Origin of the sequence: Allobosea sp. TWI1241 (assembly GCF_039673065.1) — a bacterium.
Taxonomy (GTDB): Bacteria; Pseudomonadota; Alphaproteobacteria; order Rhizobiales; family Beijerinckiaceae; genus Allobosea.
In genome coordinates this window covers 1-18994 of the sequence record NZ_JBDJKW010000007.1, presented here as the reverse complement: position 1 = coordinate 18994, position 18994 = coordinate 1, and the positions used below count along the sequence as shown (strand labels likewise).

The window sequence follows — 18994 nt, the reverse complement described above, 5'->3', positions numbered from 1 at the left end:
AGATGCGAGATCAGCAGAGCGCCTGCGCCAGCCGCGCCCACTCAGCCTCGCCGCTCGGCAGGCCGAAGCGCAGCAGCCGCTCGTCATGATGGAAGCGCCGGACATAGATGCCGGCCCGGCCGAGCGCGCGGTATAGTTCCGGCGCCTCCGGCGTCGCCACCAGGCGATAGAGGATCGTGCCGCCGACCACCGTGCCATGCGGCCGCAGCAGCGCATCGAGCCGCGCGGCATCCCGGGAGCGTTCGCGCGCCGCCTGCGCCAGCCAGTCGCCATCGGCGAGCGCGACAGCGCCGACATGCAGCGCCGGCCCCGCCACCGCCCAGGGCCCGAGCATGTCGCGCAGAGCCACGACATGCCGCGCCCCGCCGATCAGGAAGCCGAGGCGCAGGCCGGCCAGCCCGTAGGCCTTGCCGAAGGAGCGCAGCACCAGCGTCGCCTCCGGCAGCGTCGGCACCAGGCTGGCCTCGGGCGCGAAATCAGCGAAGGCCTCGTCGACGACCAGCAGGCCGCTACGGCGGGCGAGCCCGCCGGCGAGATCGCGCAGCGCGGCCGGCGGGACGATGCGTCCGTCGGGATTGTTCGGATTGACCACCACGACCACGTCGGCCTCGCCGGCCTGCGACAGCGCGGCGATCTCGCGCAGCCGCGCCCCGGCCTTGCGCCAGCTCAGCGCGTGCTCGCCATAGGTCGGGCCGAGCACCGCGACATCCGGCGAGGGCCTGTTGGCCAGCAGCCGCGGCAGCAGCTCGATCAGGATCTGGGTGCCGGGCGCCGCCAGCACCGCGTCGCCGGCGCGGATGCGATAGGCGGCACGGGCCGCCTCCAGCAGGCGCGCCTCGTCCTGCGCGCCCGGCAGGCGCTGCCACAGGCTTAACGGCACCGCCGGAAGCGGATAGGGAACGGGATTGATCCCGGTCGAGAGATCGATCCAGGGCTCGGGCGCCTGTCCGAACAGCGTCCGGGCCGTGGCGAGATCCCCGCCATGCCAGATCCCGTCAGCCGCGTCCTTGCCATCCGTCATGATCGTCCCCGACAGCCTGCCACTTCTGATCGCCGCGCTGCTGCTCGAAGCGGCGCTCGGCTATCCGGCGCGCTTGTACGCGTGGATCGGCCATCCCGTCACCTGGATCGGTCGTCTCATCCGGGCGCTCGACCGCGGGCTGAACCGCGAGCGCGACGGCTTCGCCAGACGCCGTCTCGCCGGCGTCGCGGCGCTGGCGATCCTGCTGGCGGCGACGCTGTCGGCTGCGTTCGCCCTGATCTGGCTCTGCCGGCTCGCGGGTCCGGCTACGCTGCTGCCGCTGGCCCTGCTCGCCTCGACGCTGCTGGCCCAGCGCAGCCTGCACGAGCACGTCGCCGCCGTGGCGGAGGGGCTGGAACGCAACGGCCTCACCGGCGGGCGCGCGGCGGTGGCGATGATCGTCGGGCGCGATCCGCAGAGCCTGGACGAGGCGGGCGTCGCCCGCGCGGCGATCGAGAGCCTGGCCGAGAACTTCTCCGACGGCATCGTCGCGCCGGCCTTCTGGCTCGGTGCGCTCGGCCTGCCGGGCATCGCCGCCTACAAGGCGATCAACACCGCCGATTCGATGATCGGGCACCGGACGCCGCGGCATCTCGCCTTCGGCTGGGCCGCCGCCCGCCTCGACGATCTCGTCAACCTGCCGGCCTCGCGGCTGACGGCGCTGCTCCTCGTCGCGGCCGCGGCCTTTGACAGCCCGCGCCAGGCCTCGGCGGCGTGGCGGGCGGTGCGCCGCGATGCGCGCAGCCATCGCTCGCCCAATGCCGGCTGGCCGGAGGCGGCGATGGCAGGCGCGCTCGGCCTGCGTCTCGCCGGGCCGCGCGTCTATGGCACGGTCAGGGTCGAGGATGGCTGGATGGGCGACGGGCGGGCGGAGGCCGGCGCGGCCGACATCCGCCGGGCGCTCGCCCTCTATCGCCGCGCCTGCCTGCTGCTCTGGGGCCTCGCGGCGAGCGGCGCCGGCCTCGTGCTGCTCGCCTAAGGCGGCGCGCCGTCAGAACTCGATGCCGGCCTGAGCCTTCACGCCGGCGGCGAAATGGTGCTTCACCAGCGTCATCTCGGTGACGAGATCGGCCGCCTCGATCAGCTCGGGCTTGGCGTTGCGCCCGGTGACCACGACGTGCAGGTCCGGCCGGCGCGCACGCAGGGTGGCGACGACCTCGGCCAGCGGCAGGTAGTCGTAGCGCAGCGCGATATTGAGCTCGTCGAGCACCAGCAGGCGAATGCTCTCATCGGCCATAAGCGCCTTCGCCATCTCGAAGGCGCGGGTCGCGGCCGCGATGTCGCGCGCCTTGTCCTGCGTCTCCCAGGTGAAGCCCTCGCCCATGCTGTGCCAGGCGATCCGGTCGCCGAAGGCGTCGAGCGCCTTGCGCTCCCCGGTCTCCCAGGCGCCCTTGATGAACTGCACCACGCCGACGCGCCAGCCATGGCCGAGCGCCCGCAGCATCAGCCCGAAGGCCGCGGTGGACTTGCCCTTGCCGGGACCGGTGTTGACGATGAGCAGGCCCTTCTCGATCGTCTTGCCGGCGATCTCGGCGTCCTGCACTGCCTTGCGCTTTTCCATCTTCGCCTTGTGGCGCGCGGCCTCCTCGGCTGCGATCGTCATCGCCCGTCTCCCGTCACTTCACCGTCATCGGCAATCCGGCGACCATGAAGACCACGCTGTCGGCCTGCGCGGCAAGGCGCTGGTGCAGCCGGCCGGCCTCGTCGCGGAAACGGCGGGCGAGCGCGTTCTCCGGCACGATGCCGAGCCCGACCTCGTTGGACACCAGGACAAGCGGCGCCTCGACCTGGCGGCAGGCGGCGAGCAGTTCGCCGGTCGCGACCGCCACGTCACGCTCGCCGAGGATGAGATTGGTCAGCCAGAGCGTCAGGCAGTCGACCAGCACGGGCTGGCCGGGGTTCACGTTCCGCAACGCCTCCGGCAGGGCCAGCGGTGCCTCGACCGTCCGCCAGCCGGCCGGGCGGCGGGCGCGGTGCTCGGCGATGCGGCGGCGCATCTCGTCGTCATAGGCCTGCGCCGTGGCGACATAGGTCCAGGGCGCCGGGAAGGCCTCGACCAGCGCTTCGGCATGGCGGCTCTTGCCGGAACGGGCTCCGCCGAGGACGAGGGTGAGGCTTCTCGGGATCATCGGGTGCGCTCTCCGCGTCTGGCGACCCTTGGCCGCGGCGGTCGCTGCATTGCACAGCCTGCCGGCTGTGGCTAATGTTCATCCGCGACGGTGCCTCGGAGACGAGGTGAAAAGGGAACGCGGTGAAACGCCGCGGCTGCCCCCGCAACTGTAAGCGGCGAGGTTTGCGCCAGCGGCCACCGGGGGGACCGGGAAGGCGGCGCAGACCGGCGACCCGCGAGCCAGGAGACCTGCCGTCGCTCGATGTCGCCAACAGGCTGCCGGTGGGGTGGCCGGGAGAAACGATCATGACCATGACGGCCGTCGCCACCCGAACGCATGCCGCCTTGCGGCCGACGGCGCGCGTCATCGCGCCGCATCCGGCCCGGTGAGCGGCCAGCGCGCCCGCAGCGACCTCACGCCCATGACCGACCTCACCGCCCCAGCGGCCGTCACGCCCGCCGGCTGCACCCTGCATGTCTGCACGACCTGCCGGCGCCCGCGGCCCGACCTCGCCGAGGGCTACGACCAGCCCGGCATCGCGCTGGCGCAAAGCCTCGACGAGCGCCTCGCCGGCAGCGGGATTCCCGTCGTGCCGGTCGAATGCCTCTCCGTCTGCAAGCGGCCCTGCACGGTCGCGCTCGTGGCGGAAGGCAAGTGGACCTATGTGATCGGCGATCTCGACCGCGCCGAGCATGTCGAGGACATCGCCGACGCCGCCTTGCGCTATGCGGCGAGCCAGGACGGCATCGTGCCCTGGCGCGAGCGGCCGGTCTGCATCCGCAAGGGCGTGGTGGCGCGCGTGCCGCCGCTCAGGAGCCGGCGCGCGCACCGGACCGCCCGCCAATTCCTCCCGCTTTTCATCTGACCGACGCCTTTTGCAAGGCGCCCCTGCCCATCGGGCCAGATCAAGGATTTCGCAGCATGACCACCGCCTCCCAGACCTCCCTCGGCAAGGTGCCCTGCACCATCGTCACCGGCTTCCTCGGGGCCGGAAAGACCACGCTGGTGCGCCATCTTCTGGAGAATGCCGGCGGCAAGCGCCTCGCCGTGCTGGTCAACGAGTTCGGCGATCTCGGCTTCGACGGCTCGTTCATCGCCGGCTGCGGCATCGAAGGCTGCACCGCCGAGGACATCGTCGAGCTGCCGAACGGCTGCATCTGCTGCACGGTCGCCGACGATTTCGTGCCGGCGCTGGAAAAGCTGCTCGACCGCCCGAACCCGCCGCAGCACATCCTGATCGAGACTTCGGGCCTCGCCCTGCCGAAGCCGCTGGTCAGCGCCTTCAACTGGCCCGCGATCCGCGCTCGCGTCACCGTCGACGGGGTGATCGCCGTGGTCGACGGCCCCGCGGTCGCCGAGGGCCAGTTCGCCGACGATCCGGAGGCGCTGAAGGCCCAGGCCGCCAAGGACCAGGCGGTCGATCACGACAACCCGCTGGAGGAGGTGTTCGAGGACCAGATCCTCTGCGCCGACCTGATCCTGCTCAACAAGAGCGACCTGATCGACGCCGCCGGGCGCGAGAAGGTCAAGGCCGAAATCGCCGCGCATCTGCCCAAGGCGATCAAGATCGTCGAGACCGCCCATGGCAAGGTCGAGCCGGCGCTGATCATCGGGCTGGGCGCGGCGGCGGAAGCCGATCTCGCCGGCCGCCCCTCGCATCACGGCGAAGGCGAGGATCACGACCATGACGATTTCGATAGCGTCGCCCTGCCCCTGCCGCCGGCCGCGACGCCGGAGGAACTGACCGCCCGCATCGCCCGGGCGGCGGAGGCCGAGGGCGTGCTGCGGGTGAAGGGCTTCGCCGCCATCCCCGGCAAGCCGATGCGCCTCGTCGTGCAGGGCGTCGGCCGCCGCGTCGGCCATCATTACGACCGGCCCTGGGGCGCCGACGAGGCGCGCGACGGCCGCCTGGTGGTGATCGGGCTCAAGGGTTTCGACCGCGCCGCGGTGGAAGCGGCCCTGCGGGGATGATGCTATAGACGCCCTCTTTCGGGGGCGACGCGTGTCGGGGACCGCCGGCATGGCGGTCCCTCCCGATCTGTGAAAACCGGCCGCGAGGCCCTGACCATGCACCTTCTCCCGACCAGCGAGGTCAGGCTCGACGACGGCGAGGATGCCGTCGACCTCGCCCTGCCCCCGGCGGACGTCGTGGTGCTCTCCTTCAGCGACAGCGACCTCTCGGCGCTGGCGGCCGCTGCTGCGGCCCGGCCGGGCGCGGCCTCGCTGCGCCTCGTGCCGCTGCGGCGGCTGAAGCATCCGCTCTCCATCGACCTGCTGATCGAGGCGACGCTGACCCGCTCGCGCTTCGTGCTGCTGCGCTGCCTCGGCGGGCTCGACTATCTGCGCTACGGAATCGAGCAGATCTCGGCCGCCTGCAAGGCGGCCGGCGTGCCGCTGGCCGTGCTGCCGGGCGACGATCGCGACGACGACCGCCTCGCCGGCTACGGCACGGTGCCGAAGGTCCTCGCCGACGCCCTGCTCGGCCATTTCCACGCCGGCGGCGGCACGCAGAACATGGACCGCCTGCTGGCGCGGCTGGAGGCCTATCTCGCAGGACGCAGCGCCCGTTCCTCCGCCGCGGCTTCGCCGGCCCATCACCTGGAGCAGGGGGATGAGGCATCGCCGGAGGCTTGCGATCTCGATCCCGTTCCGCTTCCCGGCCTCTTCGCCATCGGCCCGGCCGGCGCGCCCCTGCCATGGCCCGAGGCGCTCGCCGCCTTGCCGGCCGACAGGCCCCTCGTTCCGATCCTCGCCTATCGCTCCGGCGTCGCCGCCGGCGACACGGCGATGGTCGAGGCCATGGCGCAGGCGCTGGCCGCACGCGGGCTCGCAGCCCTGCCGCTGGCGCTGACCAGCCTGAAGGACCCGGCCGTCATCGCCGCGCTTTCCGCGCTGATCGCCGCGCGCAAGCCGGCGCTGATCGTCGCCACCACCGCCTTTTCCGCTCGCGGCGGCGCCGATTTCGTGCTCGACCGCGCCGATTGCCCGATCCTGCAGGCCGTGCCGGTCGGCAGCCCTCGCGAGGCCTGGGCCGCCTCGTCCCGGGGGCTCTCGGCCACCGACCTCGCCATGCAGGCCGCCCTGCCGGAGTTCGACGGGCGGCTCGGCGCGATTCCCGTCGCCTTCAAGCAGGAGCTGACCGATGCCGCGACCGGCCTGCCGCTGCGCCGCTTCGCACCGGACGAGGCCGGCATCGCCGCGCTGGCCGATCTCGCCAATGGCTGGGTCGCGCTCGCCCGCAAGCCCGCCCGCGACCGGCGCCTCGCGCTGGTGATGTCGGATTATCCCGCCCGCGGCGGCCGGGCCGGCTTCGCGGTCGGGCTCGATACGCCGGCAAGCGCACTGGCGATCCGGGAGCTGCTGGCCGAGGCCGGCTACGACATACCGGCTCCGGACGCGGACGGCGCAGCGCTGATGCGGGCGCTGACCGAGGGACCGGCCGATCTCGCCCTGCCGCTCGACGCCTATCGCGACTGGCTCGCCGGCATCCCGTCCGAGGCACGCGCCGCGCTGCTCGCCAGCCATGGCGCGCCGGAGAGCGACCCTTCCTGCGAAGGCGGCGCCTTCCGCTTCCGGGCCGCGCATTTCGGCAGGGTCTGCATCGCCCTGCAGCCGCCGCGCGACGCCTCGCCCGATCGCAAGGCGCGCTATCACGATCCCGACGCGCCGCCCTGCCATGGCTATCTCGCTTTCTATCTGGCGCTGCGCCGGCAATGGCGGGCCGATGCGCTGATCCATCTCGGCACGCACGGCACCACCGAATGGCTTCCGGGCAAGGCGGTGGCGCTGTCGCCGGGTTGCTGGCCCCGGCTCGCGGTTGCGACGCTGCCGGTGATCTATCCTTACGTGGTCGACGACCCCGGCGAGGCTGCGCCGGCCAAGCGCCGGCTTTCGGCACTGACGCTCGGCCATCTGCCGCCGCCGCTCGCCGGCCCCGACGATCAAGGCGAGGTCGCGCTGCTGCGCGATCTCGTCGAGGAATACGCGCAGGCGCAGGTGCTCGATCCGCGCCGTGCCGAGATCGTCGCCCGCGAGATTCTCGACCGGGCCCATGTCTCCGGGCTGGCCGCGTCCTGCGGGCTGACGCCCGATCTCGCCATGCAGGGCGCGCTTGCCGCGCTCGACGCGCATCTCTGCGACATCGCCGAGACGCAGTTCCGCGACGGCTTGCACGTCTTCGGGCAATCGCAAGCCGATCCCGTATCCGCCGCCAGCGAGCGCGCCAACCTGCTGCGGGCGCTCGACGGGCGCTTCGTGCCGCCGGGGCCGGCGGGTGCACCGCATCGCGGCCGGCCGGACGTGCTGCCGACGGGGCGCAATCTCTCGACGCTCGATCCGCGCGCCCTGCCGACCCGGGCCGCCGCCCGCCTCGGCGCCCGCGCCGCCGAGACCGTCATCCGCCGTCATCTCCAGGAGGAAGGCGACTATCCCCGCCGCATCGTGATGGATCTCTGGGCTTCGCCGACGCTGCGCTCGGGCGGCGAGGACATCGCGCACGCGCTGCATCTCATGGGCGTCGCGCCGCTCTGGGACCATGGCTCGACCCGCGTCACCGGCTTCATGATCGTGCCGCAGGCGAAGCTGGCGGCGCCGCGCGCCGACGTCACCATCCGCATCTCTGGCGCCTTCCGCGACACCTTCCCGGCGCAGATCGCGCTGCTCGACGCCGCCGCCCGCGCCGTCGCCGCGCTCGACGAGCCGGATGCGTGGAACGAGCCGGCCGCCGCGCGCCGGCGCGGCGAGAGCGGGGCGCGCGTCTTCGGCGCGGCGCCCGGCCGCTACGGCGCGGCGATGGCCGACCGGGCCCTCGACGGCGACTGGCGGGCGCGCGCCGAGCTCGGCCAGGCCTATCTCGCCGCCAGCGACCATGCCTATGGCGGCCCCGAGGGCGGCGGCGCGCCCGATGCCGGTTTTGCCGACCGGATCGCCGCGGCGCAGGCCTTCATCCATGTCAGCGACACCGCCGGCCGCGACATTCTCGAGGCGACCAGCGCCGCAGACGTAATCGGCGGCTTCGCCGCGGCGCTGCAGGCGGTGGGCGGCGACGCCGCGCTCTACAGCGTCGACAGCTCGGCCCCCGAGCACCCGCGCGCCCGCACGCTTGCCGAGGACATCGCCCGCATCGTGCACGGTCGGCTCTGCCATCCGCGCTGGATCGCGAGCCATCTCGCCCATGGCTGGCGCGGCGCGGCCGAGCTCGCCGAGGCGGTCGACGCACTCTTCGTCTACGCCGCGACCACCGATGCGGTACCGGACGCGCTGTTCGACGCGGTGTTCCAGGCCTATTGCGGCGATGCGGCGACCTGGGAGGCGCTGCAGCGCGCCAACGCCCCCGCCGCCGCGTCGATCCGGGCGCGGCTGACCCAGGCGCGCGAGCGCGGGCTCTGGCGCAGCCGGCTGAACTCGGTGGCGCGGCTCGACGAGCCGGAGGCGGCACGATGAACGAGGCCGAGCGCGTGGCGATGCGGCGCGGCTGGTGCCCCGGCACGCTGCGCCCGATGGAGACCGGCGACGGCTGGCTGGTGCGCCTGCATCCGCCGCGCGACGCCTTGACGCCGCAACGGCTCGCCGCAGTCGCAGAGCTGGCCGCCCGCCATGGCAACGGGCAGATCGAGGTGTCGAGCCGCGGCAATCTGCAATTGCGCGGCGTCAGCGCCGGGACGCATCCGGCCCTGGTCGCGGCACTGCTCGCCGGCGACCTCGTCGACGAGGCGGAGGGCGACGGGCCGAACCGCCTCGTCCTCGCCTCCCCGCTGGCCGGCCGCGCGGCCGACGACCGCATCGACGCCGCAGCCCTGGCCGAGGCGGTCGAGCGCGCCGGACGCACCGTCGCCGGCGTGCCCCCCAAGACCTCGATCGTGGTCGATGGCGGCGGCGCGCTGACCCTCGACGGCTTCGCCGCCGATCTGCGCCTGCGCGCGCTGGATACGGGGACGGTCGGCCTCCAGATCGCCGATGGCCCGTGGTTCGGGCCGCTGCCGGTCACAGAGGCGCCGGCGATCGCGGCCAAGCTGCTCACGGGCTTCGTCGCCCTGCGCGGCGCCCTGCCGAAGCCGCCTTCCCGCATGCGCGCGCTCGACAAGGATCAGATGGCGGGGCTGGCCGCGGGGCTGCCTGTGCTGCCGCCGCCACCCGCGCGGCCTTCGCCGGCCGCGACCGGCCTGTTTCCCGAGCGCAGCGGTCTCGCCCTGCTCGCCGTCCTGCCCTTCGGCCGCTGCGAGGCGCAGACACTGGCGCGCATCGCCGATGCGGCGCAGGCGGCCGGCGTCGCCCTCATCCGGCCGACGCCCTGGCGCGGCCTCGCCTTCTGCGGGCTGGATGCGGACCGGGCCGAGCGGCTGGGCGAGGCGCTCACCGGGCTAGGTCAGATCGTCGCCGCCGACGATCCGCGGCTCGGTGTCGCGGTCTGCACCGGTGCGCCCGGCTGCACGCGCGGCCAAGCGGCGACGCTCGCCGACGCGCCGCTGATCGTGGCGGCGCTGCCGCCCCGGCTCGCCGCGGGCCTGCACGTCTCCGGCTGCGCCAAGGCCTGCGCCCATCCGGGGCCGGCGACGCTGACCCTGACCGGCCATGGCGGCGCCTATGAGGTGGTGTTCGGCGGGCGCGCCGGCGATCCGCCGGAAGCGGTGCTCGGCCTGGCGGAGCTTGTGCGCCGGCTCGAACCGGGTCAGGACATCCGCGCGCGCCTCGAGGCCGCGCAGCAACGGGACCGGACAGCGTGACGACGCAGCATGCCTATATCCGCGACGGCGCGGCGATCTATGAGCGCTCCTTCGCGATCATCCGCGCCGAGGCCGACCTCGCCCGCTTCTCGGGCACGGCGGAGCGGGTGGTGGTGCGCATGATCCATGCCTGCGGCATGACCGACCTGCCGAAGGACGTGGCGATGTCGCCGGACTTCGCGGCGAAAGCCGAAGCCGCGCTCGCCGGCGGCGCGCCGATCCTCTGCGATGCGCGCATGGTGGCGGACGGCGTGACGCGTGCCCGACTGCCGGCCGATAATGCGGTGATCTGCACGCTGACCGACCCTGCTGTGCCGGCGCTGGCCGCCCAGGCCGGCACCACCCGCTCGGCGGCGGCGATGGAGCTCTGGCGGCCGCATCTCGCCGGTGCCGTCGTGGTGATCGGCAATGCACCGACCTCGCTGTTCCGGCTGCTGGAAATGCTCGACGCAGGCGCGCCGCAGCCCGCCGCGGTGATCGGCATCCCCGTCGGCTTCGTCGGCGCGGCCGAATCGAAGGAAGCGCTGGCGCAGGACGGGCGCGTGCCCTTCCTCGTCGTGCACGGCCGGCGCGGCGGCTCGGCCATGGCGGCAGCGGCCGTCAACGCGCTGGCGCAGGCGAAGGAGTGACGGCGATGACGGAGCCCGCCTCGCGCCCGCTGCTCTTCGGCGTCGGCCTCGGGCCGGGCGACCCGGCCTACATGACCGTGCGCGCCCGCGAGATCCTGCTCTCGGCCGACCGGCTGGCGCACTTCTGCAAGCGCGGCCGGCGCGGGAATGCGCGCAGCACCGCCGACGCGGTGATCGGCCCCGATCCCGCCCGCGAGATCGCCATGGCCTATCCGGTCACCACCGAAGTGCCGGTCGACGAGGACGGCTATAGCGGGCCGATCGCCGCCTTCTACGACGAGACCGCCGAGGCGCTGGCCGCCGAGATGGCGCAGGGCCGCAGCGTCGCGGTGATCTGCGACGGCGACCCCTTCCTCTACGGCTCGTTCATGCATCTGTGGCGGCGGCTCGCCCATCGCTTCCCGACCGAGGTCGTACCGGGCGTCACCGCCATGGCGGGCGCCTGGGCCCAGGCCGGCGCGCCGATCAGCTGGGGCGACGACGTGATGACGGTGCTGCCGGGCACGCTGCCCGAGGCCGAGCTGGCGCGCCGCCTCGCCGATACCGACGCGGCGGTGGTGATGAAGCTCGGGCGCAACCTGCCCAAGGTCCGCCGGGCGCTGGCGCTCGCCGGGCTGGCGGAGCGGGCGATCTATGTCGAGCGCGCCACCATGGCGGGACAGGTCGTCTGCCGCCTCGCCGAGCGCGGCGATGCCGAGGCGCCCTATTTCTCGCTGATCCTGGTGCCGGGCGAAGGACGACGGCTGTGAGCGGTTCCCTGACGGTGGTCGGGCTCGGCCCGGGCGAGGCGCGCTATCTGACGCCGGCCGCGCAGGTAGCGCTCGACGCGGCGACCGACCTGATCGGCTACGGCCCCTATGTCGAGCGCGTACCGCCTCGCGAAGGGCAATTGCGCCACGCGACCGACAACCGCGTCGAGGTCGAGCGCGCGCGGCATGCGCTGGAGCTGGCGGCGGCGGGCCGGCGGGTCGCGGTGGTCTCGGGCGGCGATCCGGGTGTCTTTGCCATGGCGGCTGCGGTGTTCGAGGCGCTGGAGGCCGGCGATCCGTCCTGGCGCGCGCTTCCGATCACTGTCGAGCCCGGCATCACCGCGATGCTGGCAGCCGCCGCCCGCGCCGGCGCCCCGCTCGGCGGCGATTTCTGCGCGATCTCGCTCTCGGACAATCTCAAGCCCTGGGAGGTCGTGACGAAGCGCCTGCGCGCCGTCCTCGAGGCGGATTTCGTGATCTCGCTCTACAATCCGATCTCGAAGGCGCGGCCCTGGCAGCTCGGCGAGGCGCTGGCTCTGGCGGCCGAGATCCGCGCGGCGCAAACGCCGGTGATCTTCGCCCGCGCGATCGGGCGGCCGGACGAGCGCCTGCGGATCATGACGCTCGGCGAGGCGGTGGTGGCCGCGTCGAGCGCCGACATGGCGACCCTGGTGATGATCGGCGCCAGCGGCACAAGGCTGATCGACCGCGACGGCGAGGCGCCTTTCGTCTACACGCCGCGCTCGGTCGCCAGCAGCCCCTGCGCGACCAGCCAGGGCAGGACCTGATCGACATGCGAGACGGTCTCCACCGCGGGCTTGGGCGGGCGCTCGACCATGACCACCGGCAGGCGCAAGCGGCGCGCCGCGGTGAGCTTGCCCAGCGTCATCGGCCCGCCGGCATTCTTGCTGACCAGGATCTCGATGCCCTCGTCCCGCATCAGCGCCTCCTCGGCTTCGGGCGCGAAGGGGCCGCGCTGGCACAGGATTCGCGCCTGCGGCAGCGGCAGAGGCTCGGCCGGGGGCTCGATCACCCGGATCAGGTAATGGTGCTGCGGCGCCGCGAAGAAGCGGGGCAGTTCGAGCCGGCCGATGGTCAGGAAGACGCGGCGCGGCTCCTGTCCCAGCGCGGCGACGGCCGCGTCGAGATCGGGCACGCGCAGCCAGTCATCGCCCGGCTGCGGGGTCCAGGGCTCGCGGCGGATCGCCAGCAGCGGCACGCCTTCGGCCTTGCAGGCCGCCTCGGCATGGAAGGGCATCACTGCCGCGAAGGGATGGGTGGCGTCGACCACCGCGACCACCCGCTGATCGACCAGATAGCGGCGCAGGCCCTCGATGCCGCCGAAACCGCCGATGCGCGTCGGCAAGGCGAGCGGCCGCGGATCGGCCGTGCGCCCCGCCAGAGAAATCACCGCGCGGATCTCCGGCGCCTGGTCGGCGAGAAGCCGGTCCAGCGCCGCAGCCTCGCTGGTACCGCCGAGAATGAGGACCGTCATGCCTGAAACTTCGCCCGAAAACACGCCCCTGTCGAGCAAGGAACGGCAGCCCTGGCTGGCGCTGGTCGGCCTTGGCGAGGATGGCCCGAGCGGTCTCGGCGCCGAGGCGCGCGAGGCGCTGGAGAGCGCTGAGATCGTCTTCGGCGGCGAGCGGCATCTCAAGCTGATCGGCACGTTGCCCGGCGAGGTCCGGGCCTGGCCGCAGCCCTTCCGCAACGCGCTGCCGGCGATCCTCGCCGAGCGCGGCCGGCGCGTCTGCGTGCTCGCGACCAGCGATCCCTTCCATTACGGCATCGGCCAGGGGCTGGCGAAGGCGATCCCCGCCGAGGAGATGCGCGTCATCCCGCAGATCTCCTCCTTCGCCATGGCCTGCAGCCGGATGCGCTGGGCGCAGGAGGAATGCGCCCTGGTCTCGCTGCACGGCCGCTCGCTGCAGCGCATCGTGCCGCTGCTGCAGCCCGGCGCGCATATCCTCGCGCTGTCCTGGGACGAGACGACGCCGCAGGCGGTGGCGACCCTGCTCGCCGCGAACGGTTTCGGCGAGAGCGTGCTGACCGTGATGGAATCGCTCGGCGGCCCGCAGGAGCGCATCCGGCAGGCCACCGCCGCCGGTTTCGCGCTCGACGGCATCGTGCCGCTCAACCTGATCGCGGTCGCGGTGAAGGCCGCTCCCGATGCCCGCGTGATGCCGCTGAGCACCGGCCTGCCGGACGACTGGCTCGATCATGACGGCCAGCTGACCAAGGCCGATATCCGTGCCATCACCCTGTCGGGGCTGGCGCCGCGCGCCGGCGAATTGCTTTGGGACGTCGGGGCGGGCTCCGGCTCGATCGCGATCGAATGGAGCGGGCGCCATCGCCACAACCGCGCCATCGCCTTCGAGACCGTGCCGGAGCGCGCCGCGCGCATCGCCCGCAACCGGCTGGAGCTCGGCGCGGTCGCGGTGACGGTCGTCGAGGGCGCGGCGCCGGACAGCTTCGCCGGGCAGCCAGCGCCGGACGTGGTCTTCATCGGCGGCGGCATCACCGATCGCGGCCTGTTCGAGGCCGCCTTCGCGGCGCTGAAGCCGGGCGGGCGCCTCGTCGCCAATGTGGTGACACTGGAGGGCGAGGCGCGGCTGGCCGCGCTCTATGCCGCCCATGGCGGCAGTCTGCGCCGTCTCTCCGTCGCGCATCTCGACGCGGTGGGCAGCCTGCATGGCTGGCGCGCCGCGATGACGGTGACGCAATGGCGGGTGAGCAAGCCGTGAGCCATCTCGTCGCCGGCATCGGCCTGCGTCCCGGCACCGGCGAGGCTGAGATAAGGGACTGCCTCGCGCAGGCGCTGACGCAGGCCGGCGTCGCCGCGACCGAGCTCGGCCGGCTGGCGACAGTGGCCGCGCGCGCCGCGGAGCCGGGCCTGCTGGCTCTGGCACGGGAAGCCGGGCTGGCGCTCGCAGTGATCCCGGACGAGGCGCTTGCCGGCTTCGAGGCCTCCTGCGCCACGCGCTCGACCCGGATCGCCGGGCTCTACGGCGTCGGCTCGGTCGCCGAGGCGGCGGCCCTCGCCGCCGCGGGCCCCGGCGCCACGCTCGTGCTGCCGCGCATCGCGACGGCCCGCGTCACCTGCGCACTGGCGAGGGGAGCAAGCGCTTGACCGTCCACTTCATCGGCGCCGGCCCCGGCGCCGCCGACCTGATCACCCTGCGCGGGCGCGACCTGATCGCCGCCTGCCCGGTCTGCCTCTATGCAGGCTCGCTGATCCCGCAGGCGCTGCTCGGCTGGTGCCCGGCGGGCGCGCGGATCGTCGATACCGCGCCGCTGGATCTCGACGCGATCGTCGCCGAGATCCGCGCGGCGCACGAGGCCGGGCTCGACGTGGCGCGGCTGCATTCCGGCGACCTCTCGATCTGGAGCGCCACCGGCGAGCAGATGCGCCGGCTCGACGCACTCGGCATCCCCTATGACGTCACCCCGGGCGTGCCGGCCTTCGCCGCCGCCGCCGCCGCGCTGAAGCGCGAGCTGACCCTGCCGGGACTGGCGCAGTCGCTGGTGCTGACGCGCACCTCCGGCCGCGCCTCGGCCATGCCGGACAAGGAAAAGCTGACGACCTTCGCCGCCTCGGGCGCGACGCTCGCCATCCATCTCTCCATCCATGTCGTAGAGCAGGTGGTGGCCGAGCTCACCCCGTTCTACGGCGCCGACTGCCCGGTCGCGATCGTCTTCCGCGCCTCCTGGCCGGAGGAGCGCATCCTGCACGGCAGGCTCGGCGACATCGCCGCGCAGGTGCACGCGGCGGCGCTGGAGCGCACCGCGCTGATCCTGGTCGGTCCGGCGCTCGGCAGCGCCGACTTCGCCGAGAGCGCGCTCTATTCGACCGGCTACGATCGCCGCTTCCGCCCGGGCGGAGGGCGGCCGTGAGCGCCCGCGGCCTGCTGATCGCCGCGCCGCGCTCGGGCTCCGGCAAGACCACGATCACGCTCGGCCTGCAGCGCGCGCTGCGCCGGCGCGGGCTGTCCGTGCGCGGGCTGAAATGCGGGCCGGACTATATCGACCCCGCCTTCCACGCCGCCGCCACCGGCGCGCCGAGCGCCAATCTCGACAGCCAGTCGATGAGCGACGCCCTGCTCGGCGGCATCGCCACTTCGGCAGCGGCCGAGGCCGACATCATCGTCGCCGAGGGCTCGATGGGGCTGTTCGACGGCGTGCCGGGGCCGGAGGGCCATACCGGCGCCAGCGCCGACATCGCTGCCCTGCTCGGCTGGCCGGTGGTGCTGGTGATCGACGTTTCCGGCCAGGCGCAGTCGGCGGGTGCGGTGGCGCTCGGCTGCCGGCACTACGATCCGCGCATCACCATCGCCGGCGTCATCCTCAACAAGGTCGCGAGCGAGCGCCATCGCCGCCTCGCCGCCGCCGGGATGGAGCGCATCGGCCTGCCGGTGCTCGGCGCCCTGCCGCGCGAGGCCAGCCTGATCCTGCCCGAGCGCCATCTCGGCCTGGTGCAGGCCGGCGAGACCGCGGATCTGCACAATCGCCTCGACGCCCTTGCCGACGCCGTCGCCGCCGCCGTCGATCTCGATGCGGTCATCGCGACGGCCACGGCGACGCACCTGCCTGCACCCGCCGCCATGACGATCGCACTGCCGGCGCCCGGCCGGCGCGTCGCCATCGCCCGCGACGCCGCCTTCAGCTTCGTCTACCCGCATGTGGAGGCCGGCTGGCGGGCGCTCGGCACGGCGCTGGTGCCGTTCTCGCCGCTGGCCGACGAGCCACCCCCGTCCGATTGCGACGCCTGCTGGCTGCCGGGCGGCTATCCCGAGCTGCATGCCGGGCGCCTCGCCGCCGCGCAGCGCTTCCTGACGAGCCTGCGCGCCTTCGCGACGACGCGGCCGGTCCATGGCGAGTGCGGCGGCTACATGGTGCTGGGCCGGACGCTGGTCGACGCCGACGGCACCGCCCATGCCATGGCGGGGCTGCTCTCGGTCGAGACCAGCTTCGCCAGGCGCCGGATGAACCTCGGCTATCGCCGTGCCGTGCTGGAGGCCGACGGGCCGCTGGGACCGGCCGGCGGCACGCTGAACGGCCATGAATTCCACTATGCCAGCGTGATCTCGCCGGGCGAGGACCCGCCCTTCGCCATGGTCAGCGATCCGCATGGTTCGGCGCCTGCGCCGGCCGGCAGCCGCCGCGGCCTGATCTCCGGCTCGTTCTTCCACGCCATCGCGCGCCGGGACGGCGCGTGAACACGCCACCAGTCTTCGGCGACGCCTTCCGCGAGGAACTCGCCACGCTGATGGCCTGGCGGCGCGATGTCAGGCGCTTCCGCAGCGAGCCGGTGCCGCCGGCGCTTCTCGACGAGCTGCTCGGGCTGATGGCGCTGTCGCCCTCGGTCGGCCATGCGCAGCCCTGGCGCGTCTCGCGCATCGACGAGGCCGAACGGCGCGCCGCCGTGCAGGCGAGCTTCGCGCGCTGCAACGCCGCGGCGCTGGCGGAATACGAGGGCGAGCGCGCCGCGCTCTATGCACGGCTCAAGCTCGAGGGCCTGCGCGAGGCGCCGGTGCAGCTCGCGGTGTTCTGCGACGAGGGCACGGCGCGCGGCCATGGGCTCGGACGGCGCACCATGCCGGAGACGCTGGCCTATTCGGTGGTGGCGGCGATCACCCAGTTCTGGCTCGCCGCCCGCGCCCATGGCGTCGGCGTCGGCTGGGTCTCGATCCTCGAACCGGAGGAGATCGCGCGCATCGCCGGCGCTCCGCCGGACTGGCGCCTGATCGCCTATCTCTGCGTCGGCTATCCGCAGGAAGCCAGCGCCGTGCCGGAACTGGTCAGGGAAGGCTGGGAGGGCGGCTGACGGCGCTTTTCCCTCGCAGACGCGAGCGACGCCGGGGCCCGAACGCATCATGCCCGCCACGAAGGCGGGCATGAGGATGTTAGCGGGCCCGCGCGAAAGGCGGAGGGATCGCGGTCAGATCGCGACCTTGAACGCCGCCTCGGTCTTGGCCTTGATCTCGTCGAGGCCGACCCCCTCGGCCAGCTCGATCAGGGTCAGGCCGCCGCCGTTCTCGTCGATGGTGAAGACGCCGAGATCGGTGATCACCATGTCGACGACGCCGGCGCCGGTCAGCGGCAGGTCGCAGGCCTTGAGCAGCTTGGGCGATTCGCTGCCGTCCTTGTTCTTGGCGACATGCTCCATCACCACCACGACCTTCTTGACGCCGGCGACGAGGTCCATGGCGCCGCCCATGCCCTTCACCATCTTGCCCGGGATCATCCAGTTGGCGAGGTCGCCGTTCTGCGCCACCTGCATCGCGCCGAGGATGGACAGGTCGATATGGCCGCCGCGGATCATCCCGAAGGAATCGGCCGAGGAGAAGTAGCTGGTGGTCGGCAGCTCGGTGATGGTCTGCTTGCCGGCGTTGATCAGGTCGGGATCCTCGTCGCCCTCATAGGGAAACGGGCCCATGCCGAGCATGCCGTTCTCGGACTGGAGCTGCACGCTCACGCCCTCGGGAATGTAGTTCGACACCAGCGTCGGGATGCCGATGCCGAGGTTCACGTAGAAGCCGTCCTGCAGCTCCTTGGCCGCGCGCGCGGCGATCTGTTCACGGGTCCAGGCCATGGTCGGCTCTCCTCAGGCGGCGGTCGGGCGCGGGCGGGTCGTCCGGTTCTCGATCCGCTTCACGGCGTTCGGAACGTGGACGATGCGCTTCACGAAGATGCCCGGGGTGTGGATCTGGTCGGGGTCGATCTCCCCGGCCGGGACGAGATGCTCGACCTGCGCCACGGTGAAGCGCGAGGCCGTCGCCATCATCGGATTGAAGTTGCGCGCGGTCTTCCGGTAGACGAGGTTGCCCTCGGTATCGCCCTTCCAGGCATGCACGATCGAGATGTCGGCGAAGATGCCGCGCTCCATGATGTAGCGCTCGCCGTCGAATTCGCGCTCCTCCTTGCCCTCGGCGATCAGCGTGCCGACGCCGGTTTTGGTGAAGAAGGCCGGGATGCCGGCGCCGCCGGCGCGGATGCGCTCGGCCAGCGTGCCCTGCGGGGTGAATTCGAGCTCGAGCTCGCCGGCGAGGTATTGCTGGGCGAACAGCTTGTTCTCGCCGACATAGGACGAGATCATCTTGCGGATCTGGCGGGTCTCCAGCAGCAGGCCGAGACCGGCGCCGTCGACGCCTGCATTGTTCGAGACGAAGGTGAGGTCCCGCGCGCCGGACTGGCGGATCGCCTCGATCAGCGTATCGGGGATGCCGCACAGGCCGAAGCCGCCGGCCATGATCGTCATGCCGTCCTTGACGACCCCGGCCAGCGCGGCCGCAGCATCGGGATAAACCTTCTTCATCATCCTGCCTTTGTCGCTGGAAGAAACCGGAGCGGAGAGCCCGGGGCCAAGAACTAAGCAAGGCGGCGCAGCAGTTGCAACATGAAGCGGCGCCGCGGCCGCAGTGCAGCAGGCGATTGCCTGCTCGGAAGGCGCCAAGAGCGGTGGGCGAGCGCGTTTTCCTACGCCCTTGGTCTAAGCGCGGCGTTCAGCCGCCCCGTTTTCGGCCCATCGCCCCCTTGCGCCGTTGACATGGGTGATATGCGCAGTGCAGCATGACCGTCTGAAATACCGTTCAATGAAGAATGATCAAGATATCGTCTGGGTGGAAGCGAGATGCCTGAGGACATAATTCTATCGACCTCGGGTCTGACGAAAGAATTCGCGGGTTTCACGGCGGTCAGCGGCGTCGATCTTCAGGTTCGTCGCGGGAGCATTCATGCGCTGATCGGTCCGAACGGCGCGGGG

19 protein-coding genes, 1 pseudogene and 1 riboswitch are annotated in these 18994 nt (G+C 72.8%); of the genes and pseudogenes, 14 read left to right on the top strand and 6 right to left on the bottom strand.

Going from position 1 to position 18994, the window contains the following annotated elements; genetic code table 11:
- Positions 1–10 precede the first annotated feature (10 nt).
- Positions 11–1021 (bottom strand): threonine-phosphate decarboxylase CobD, encoded by a 1011-nt coding sequence (cobD, locus tag ABE438_RS10860; protein WP_346502633.1) that lies wholly within the window; start codon positions 1019–1021, stop codon positions 11–13.
- On the opposite strand from cobD, the gene cbiB reads away from it, so the two are divergent.
- On the top strand, positions 1020–2000 hold the full coding sequence (gene cbiB, locus ABE438_RS10855; RefSeq protein ID WP_346502632.1) for an adenosylcobinamide-phosphate synthase CbiB: 981 nt from the start codon (positions 1020–1022) through the stop codon (positions 1998–2000). The genes cobD and cbiB overlap by 2 nt on opposite strands.
- Before the next feature lie 12 nt (positions 2001–2012).
- Here the strand turns inward: cbiB and cobO are convergent, their stop codons facing one another.
- The gene (gene cobO / locus ABE438_RS10850; protein WP_346502631.1) at positions 2013–2624 is read right to left on the bottom strand and encodes a cob(I)yrinic acid a,c-diamide adenosyltransferase; all 612 of its coding nucleotides are present in this window, start codon (positions 2622–2624) and stop codon (positions 2013–2015) included.
- A gap of 13 nt (positions 2625–2637) precedes the next feature.
- On the bottom strand, positions 2638–3150 hold the full coding sequence (cobU, locus tag ABE438_RS10845) for a bifunctional adenosylcobinamide kinase/adenosylcobinamide-phosphate guanylyltransferase (RefSeq protein WP_346502630.1): 513 nt from the start codon (positions 3148–3150) through the stop codon (positions 2638–2640).
- A 71-nt stretch (positions 3151–3221) separates the two neighbouring features.
- Positions 3222–3403, top strand: a riboswitch (cobalamin riboswitch).
- Positions 3404–3553: 150 nt separating this feature from the next.
- On the opposite strand from cobU, the gene ABE438_RS10840 reads away from it, so the two are divergent.
- The 7 genes from ABE438_RS10840 to cobJ all read left to right on the top strand — a co-directional run bounded on the left by ABE438_RS10840 (position 3554) and on the right by cobJ (position 12020).
- The gene (locus ABE438_RS10840; protein ID WP_346502629.1) at positions 3554–3997 is read left to right on the top strand and encodes a DUF1636 domain-containing protein; all 444 of its coding nucleotides are present in this window, start codon (positions 3554–3556) and stop codon (positions 3995–3997) included.
- A 56-nt stretch (positions 3998–4053) separates the two neighbouring features.
- On the top strand, positions 4054–5103 hold the full coding sequence (cobW, locus tag ABE438_RS10835) for a cobalamin biosynthesis protein CobW (RefSeq protein WP_346502628.1): 1050 nt from the start codon (positions 4054–4056) through the stop codon (positions 5101–5103).
- A gap of 96 nt (positions 5104–5199) precedes the next feature.
- Entirely contained in the window at positions 5200–8574 is a 3375-nt protein-coding gene (cobN, locus tag ABE438_RS10830) for a cobaltochelatase subunit CobN (protein ID WP_346502627.1), read from the top strand.
- On the top strand, positions 8571–9854 hold the full coding sequence (cobG, locus tag ABE438_RS10825) for a precorrin-3B synthase (protein WP_346502626.1): 1284 nt from the start codon (positions 8571–8573) through the stop codon (positions 9852–9854). Before cobN ends, cobG begins: the two co-directional genes overlap by 4 nt.
- Positions 9851–10483, top strand: a complete 633-nt coding sequence (locus tag ABE438_RS10820; protein WP_346502625.1) for a precorrin-8X methylmutase — start codon at positions 9851–9853, stop codon at positions 10481–10483. Before cobG ends, ABE438_RS10820 begins: the two co-directional genes overlap by 4 nt.
- A 5-nt stretch (positions 10484–10488) precedes the next feature.
- The gene (locus tag ABE438_RS10815; RefSeq protein ID WP_346502624.1) at positions 10489–11232 is read left to right on the top strand and encodes a precorrin-2 C(20)-methyltransferase; all 744 of its coding nucleotides are present in this window, start codon (positions 10489–10491) and stop codon (positions 11230–11232) included.
- Complete coding sequence (cobJ, locus tag ABE438_RS10810; protein ID WP_346502623.1) at positions 11229–12020, top strand: precorrin-3B C(17)-methyltransferase; 792 nt, start codon at positions 11229–11231, stop codon at positions 12018–12020. Before ABE438_RS10815 ends, cobJ begins: the two co-directional genes overlap by 4 nt.
- On the opposite strand, the gene ABE438_RS10805 is transcribed toward cobJ, so the two are convergent.
- A complete protein-coding gene (locus ABE438_RS10805; protein WP_346502622.1) occupies positions 11963–12727 on the bottom strand; it encodes a cobalt-precorrin-6A reductase in 765 nt (254 codons plus the stop codon). The genes cobJ and ABE438_RS10805 overlap by 58 nt on opposite strands.
- On the opposite strand from ABE438_RS10805, the gene cbiE reads away from it, so the two are divergent.
- From cbiE to bluB, 5 genes are read left to right on the top strand one after another with little or no spacing between them, the layout of a single operon-like run.
- Complete coding sequence (cbiE, locus tag ABE438_RS10800) at positions 12726–13976, top strand: precorrin-6y C5,15-methyltransferase (decarboxylating) subunit CbiE (protein ID WP_346502621.1); 1251 nt, start codon at positions 12726–12728, stop codon at positions 13974–13976. The genes ABE438_RS10805 and cbiE overlap by 2 nt on opposite strands.
- Positions 13973–14362, top strand: coding sequence for a cobalamin biosynthesis protein (locus tag ABE438_RS10795; protein WP_346502620.1), 390 nt, complete (start codon positions 13973–13975; stop codon positions 14360–14362). The genes cbiE and ABE438_RS10795 overlap by 4 nt, the downstream gene beginning before the upstream one ends.
- Positions 14359–15126, top strand: a complete 768-nt coding sequence (gene cobM, locus ABE438_RS10790; RefSeq protein ID WP_346502619.1) for a precorrin-4 C(11)-methyltransferase — start codon at positions 14359–14361, stop codon at positions 15124–15126. Before ABE438_RS10795 ends, cobM begins: the two co-directional genes overlap by 4 nt.
- Entirely contained in the window at positions 15123–16448 is a 1326-nt protein-coding gene (locus tag ABE438_RS10785; RefSeq protein ID WP_346502618.1) for a cobyrinate a,c-diamide synthase, read from the top strand. Before cobM ends, ABE438_RS10785 begins: the two co-directional genes overlap by 4 nt.
- Positions 16445–17056 (top strand): 5,6-dimethylbenzimidazole synthase, encoded by a 612-nt coding sequence (bluB, locus tag ABE438_RS10780; protein ID WP_346502617.1) that lies wholly within the window; start codon positions 16445–16447, stop codon positions 17054–17056. Before ABE438_RS10785 ends, bluB begins: the two co-directional genes overlap by 4 nt.
- Positions 17057–17170: 114 nt before the next feature.
- Here the strand turns inward: bluB and ABE438_RS10775 are convergent, their stop codons facing one another.
- Positions 17171–17824, bottom strand: a complete 654-nt coding sequence (locus tag ABE438_RS10775) for a 3-oxoacid CoA-transferase subunit B (protein ID WP_346502616.1) — start codon at positions 17822–17824, stop codon at positions 17171–17173.
- A 12-nt stretch (positions 17825–17836) separates the two neighbouring features.
- Positions 17837–18547, bottom strand: a complete 711-nt coding sequence (locus ABE438_RS10770) for a CoA transferase subunit A (protein ID WP_346502829.1) — start codon at positions 18545–18547, stop codon at positions 17837–17839.
- A 315-nt stretch (positions 18548–18862) separates the two neighbouring features.
- Between ABE438_RS10770 and ABE438_RS10765 the strand changes: the two are divergent.
- Positions 18863–18994 (top strand): annotated as a pseudogene (locus tag ABE438_RS10765) (ABC transporter ATP-binding protein); the annotation flags it as partial.

Coding starts and splice junctions, on each gene's coding strand:
- cbiB (WP_346502632.1), top strand. CDS start 1,020: ATGATCGTCCCCGACAGCCTGCCACTTCTGATCGCCGCGCTGCTGCTC.
- cobD (WP_346502633.1), bottom strand. CDS start 1,021: ATGACGGATGGCAAGGACGCGGCTGACGGGATCTGGCATGGCGGGGAT.
- cobO (WP_346502631.1), bottom strand. CDS start 2,624: ATGACGATCGCAGCCGAGGAGGCCGCGCGCCACAAGGCGAAGATGGAA.
- cobU (WP_346502630.1), bottom strand. CDS start 3,150: ATGATCCCGAGAAGCCTCACCCTCGTCCTCGGCGGAGCCCGTTCCGGC.
- ABE438_RS10840 (WP_346502629.1), top strand. CDS start 3,554: ATGACCGACCTCACCGCCCCAGCGGCCGTCACGCCCGCCGGCTGCACC.
- cobW (WP_346502628.1), top strand. CDS start 4,054: ATGACCACCGCCTCCCAGACCTCCCTCGGCAAGGTGCCCTGCACCATC.
- cobN (WP_346502627.1), top strand. CDS start 5,200: ATGCACCTTCTCCCGACCAGCGAGGTCAGGCTCGACGACGGCGAGGAT.
- cobG (WP_346502626.1), top strand. CDS start 8,571: ATGAACGAGGCCGAGCGCGTGGCGATGCGGCGCGGCTGGTGCCCCGGC.
- ABE438_RS10815 (WP_346502624.1), top strand. CDS start 10,489: ATGACGGAGCCCGCCTCGCGCCCGCTGCTCTTCGGCGTCGGCCTCGGG.
- cbiE (WP_346502621.1), top strand. CDS start 12,726: ATGCCTGAAACTTCGCCCGAAAACACGCCCCTGTCGAGCAAGGAACGG.
- ABE438_RS10805 (WP_346502622.1), bottom strand. CDS start 12,727: ATGACGGTCCTCATTCTCGGCGGTACCAGCGAGGCTGCGGCGCTGGAC.
- ABE438_RS10775 (WP_346502616.1), bottom strand. CDS start 17,824: ATGGCCTGGACCCGTGAACAGATCGCCGCGCGCGCGGCCAAGGAGCTG.
- ABE438_RS10770 (WP_346502829.1), bottom strand. CDS start 18,547: ATGAAGAAGGTTTATCCCGATGCTGCGGCCGCGCTGGCCGGGGTCGTC.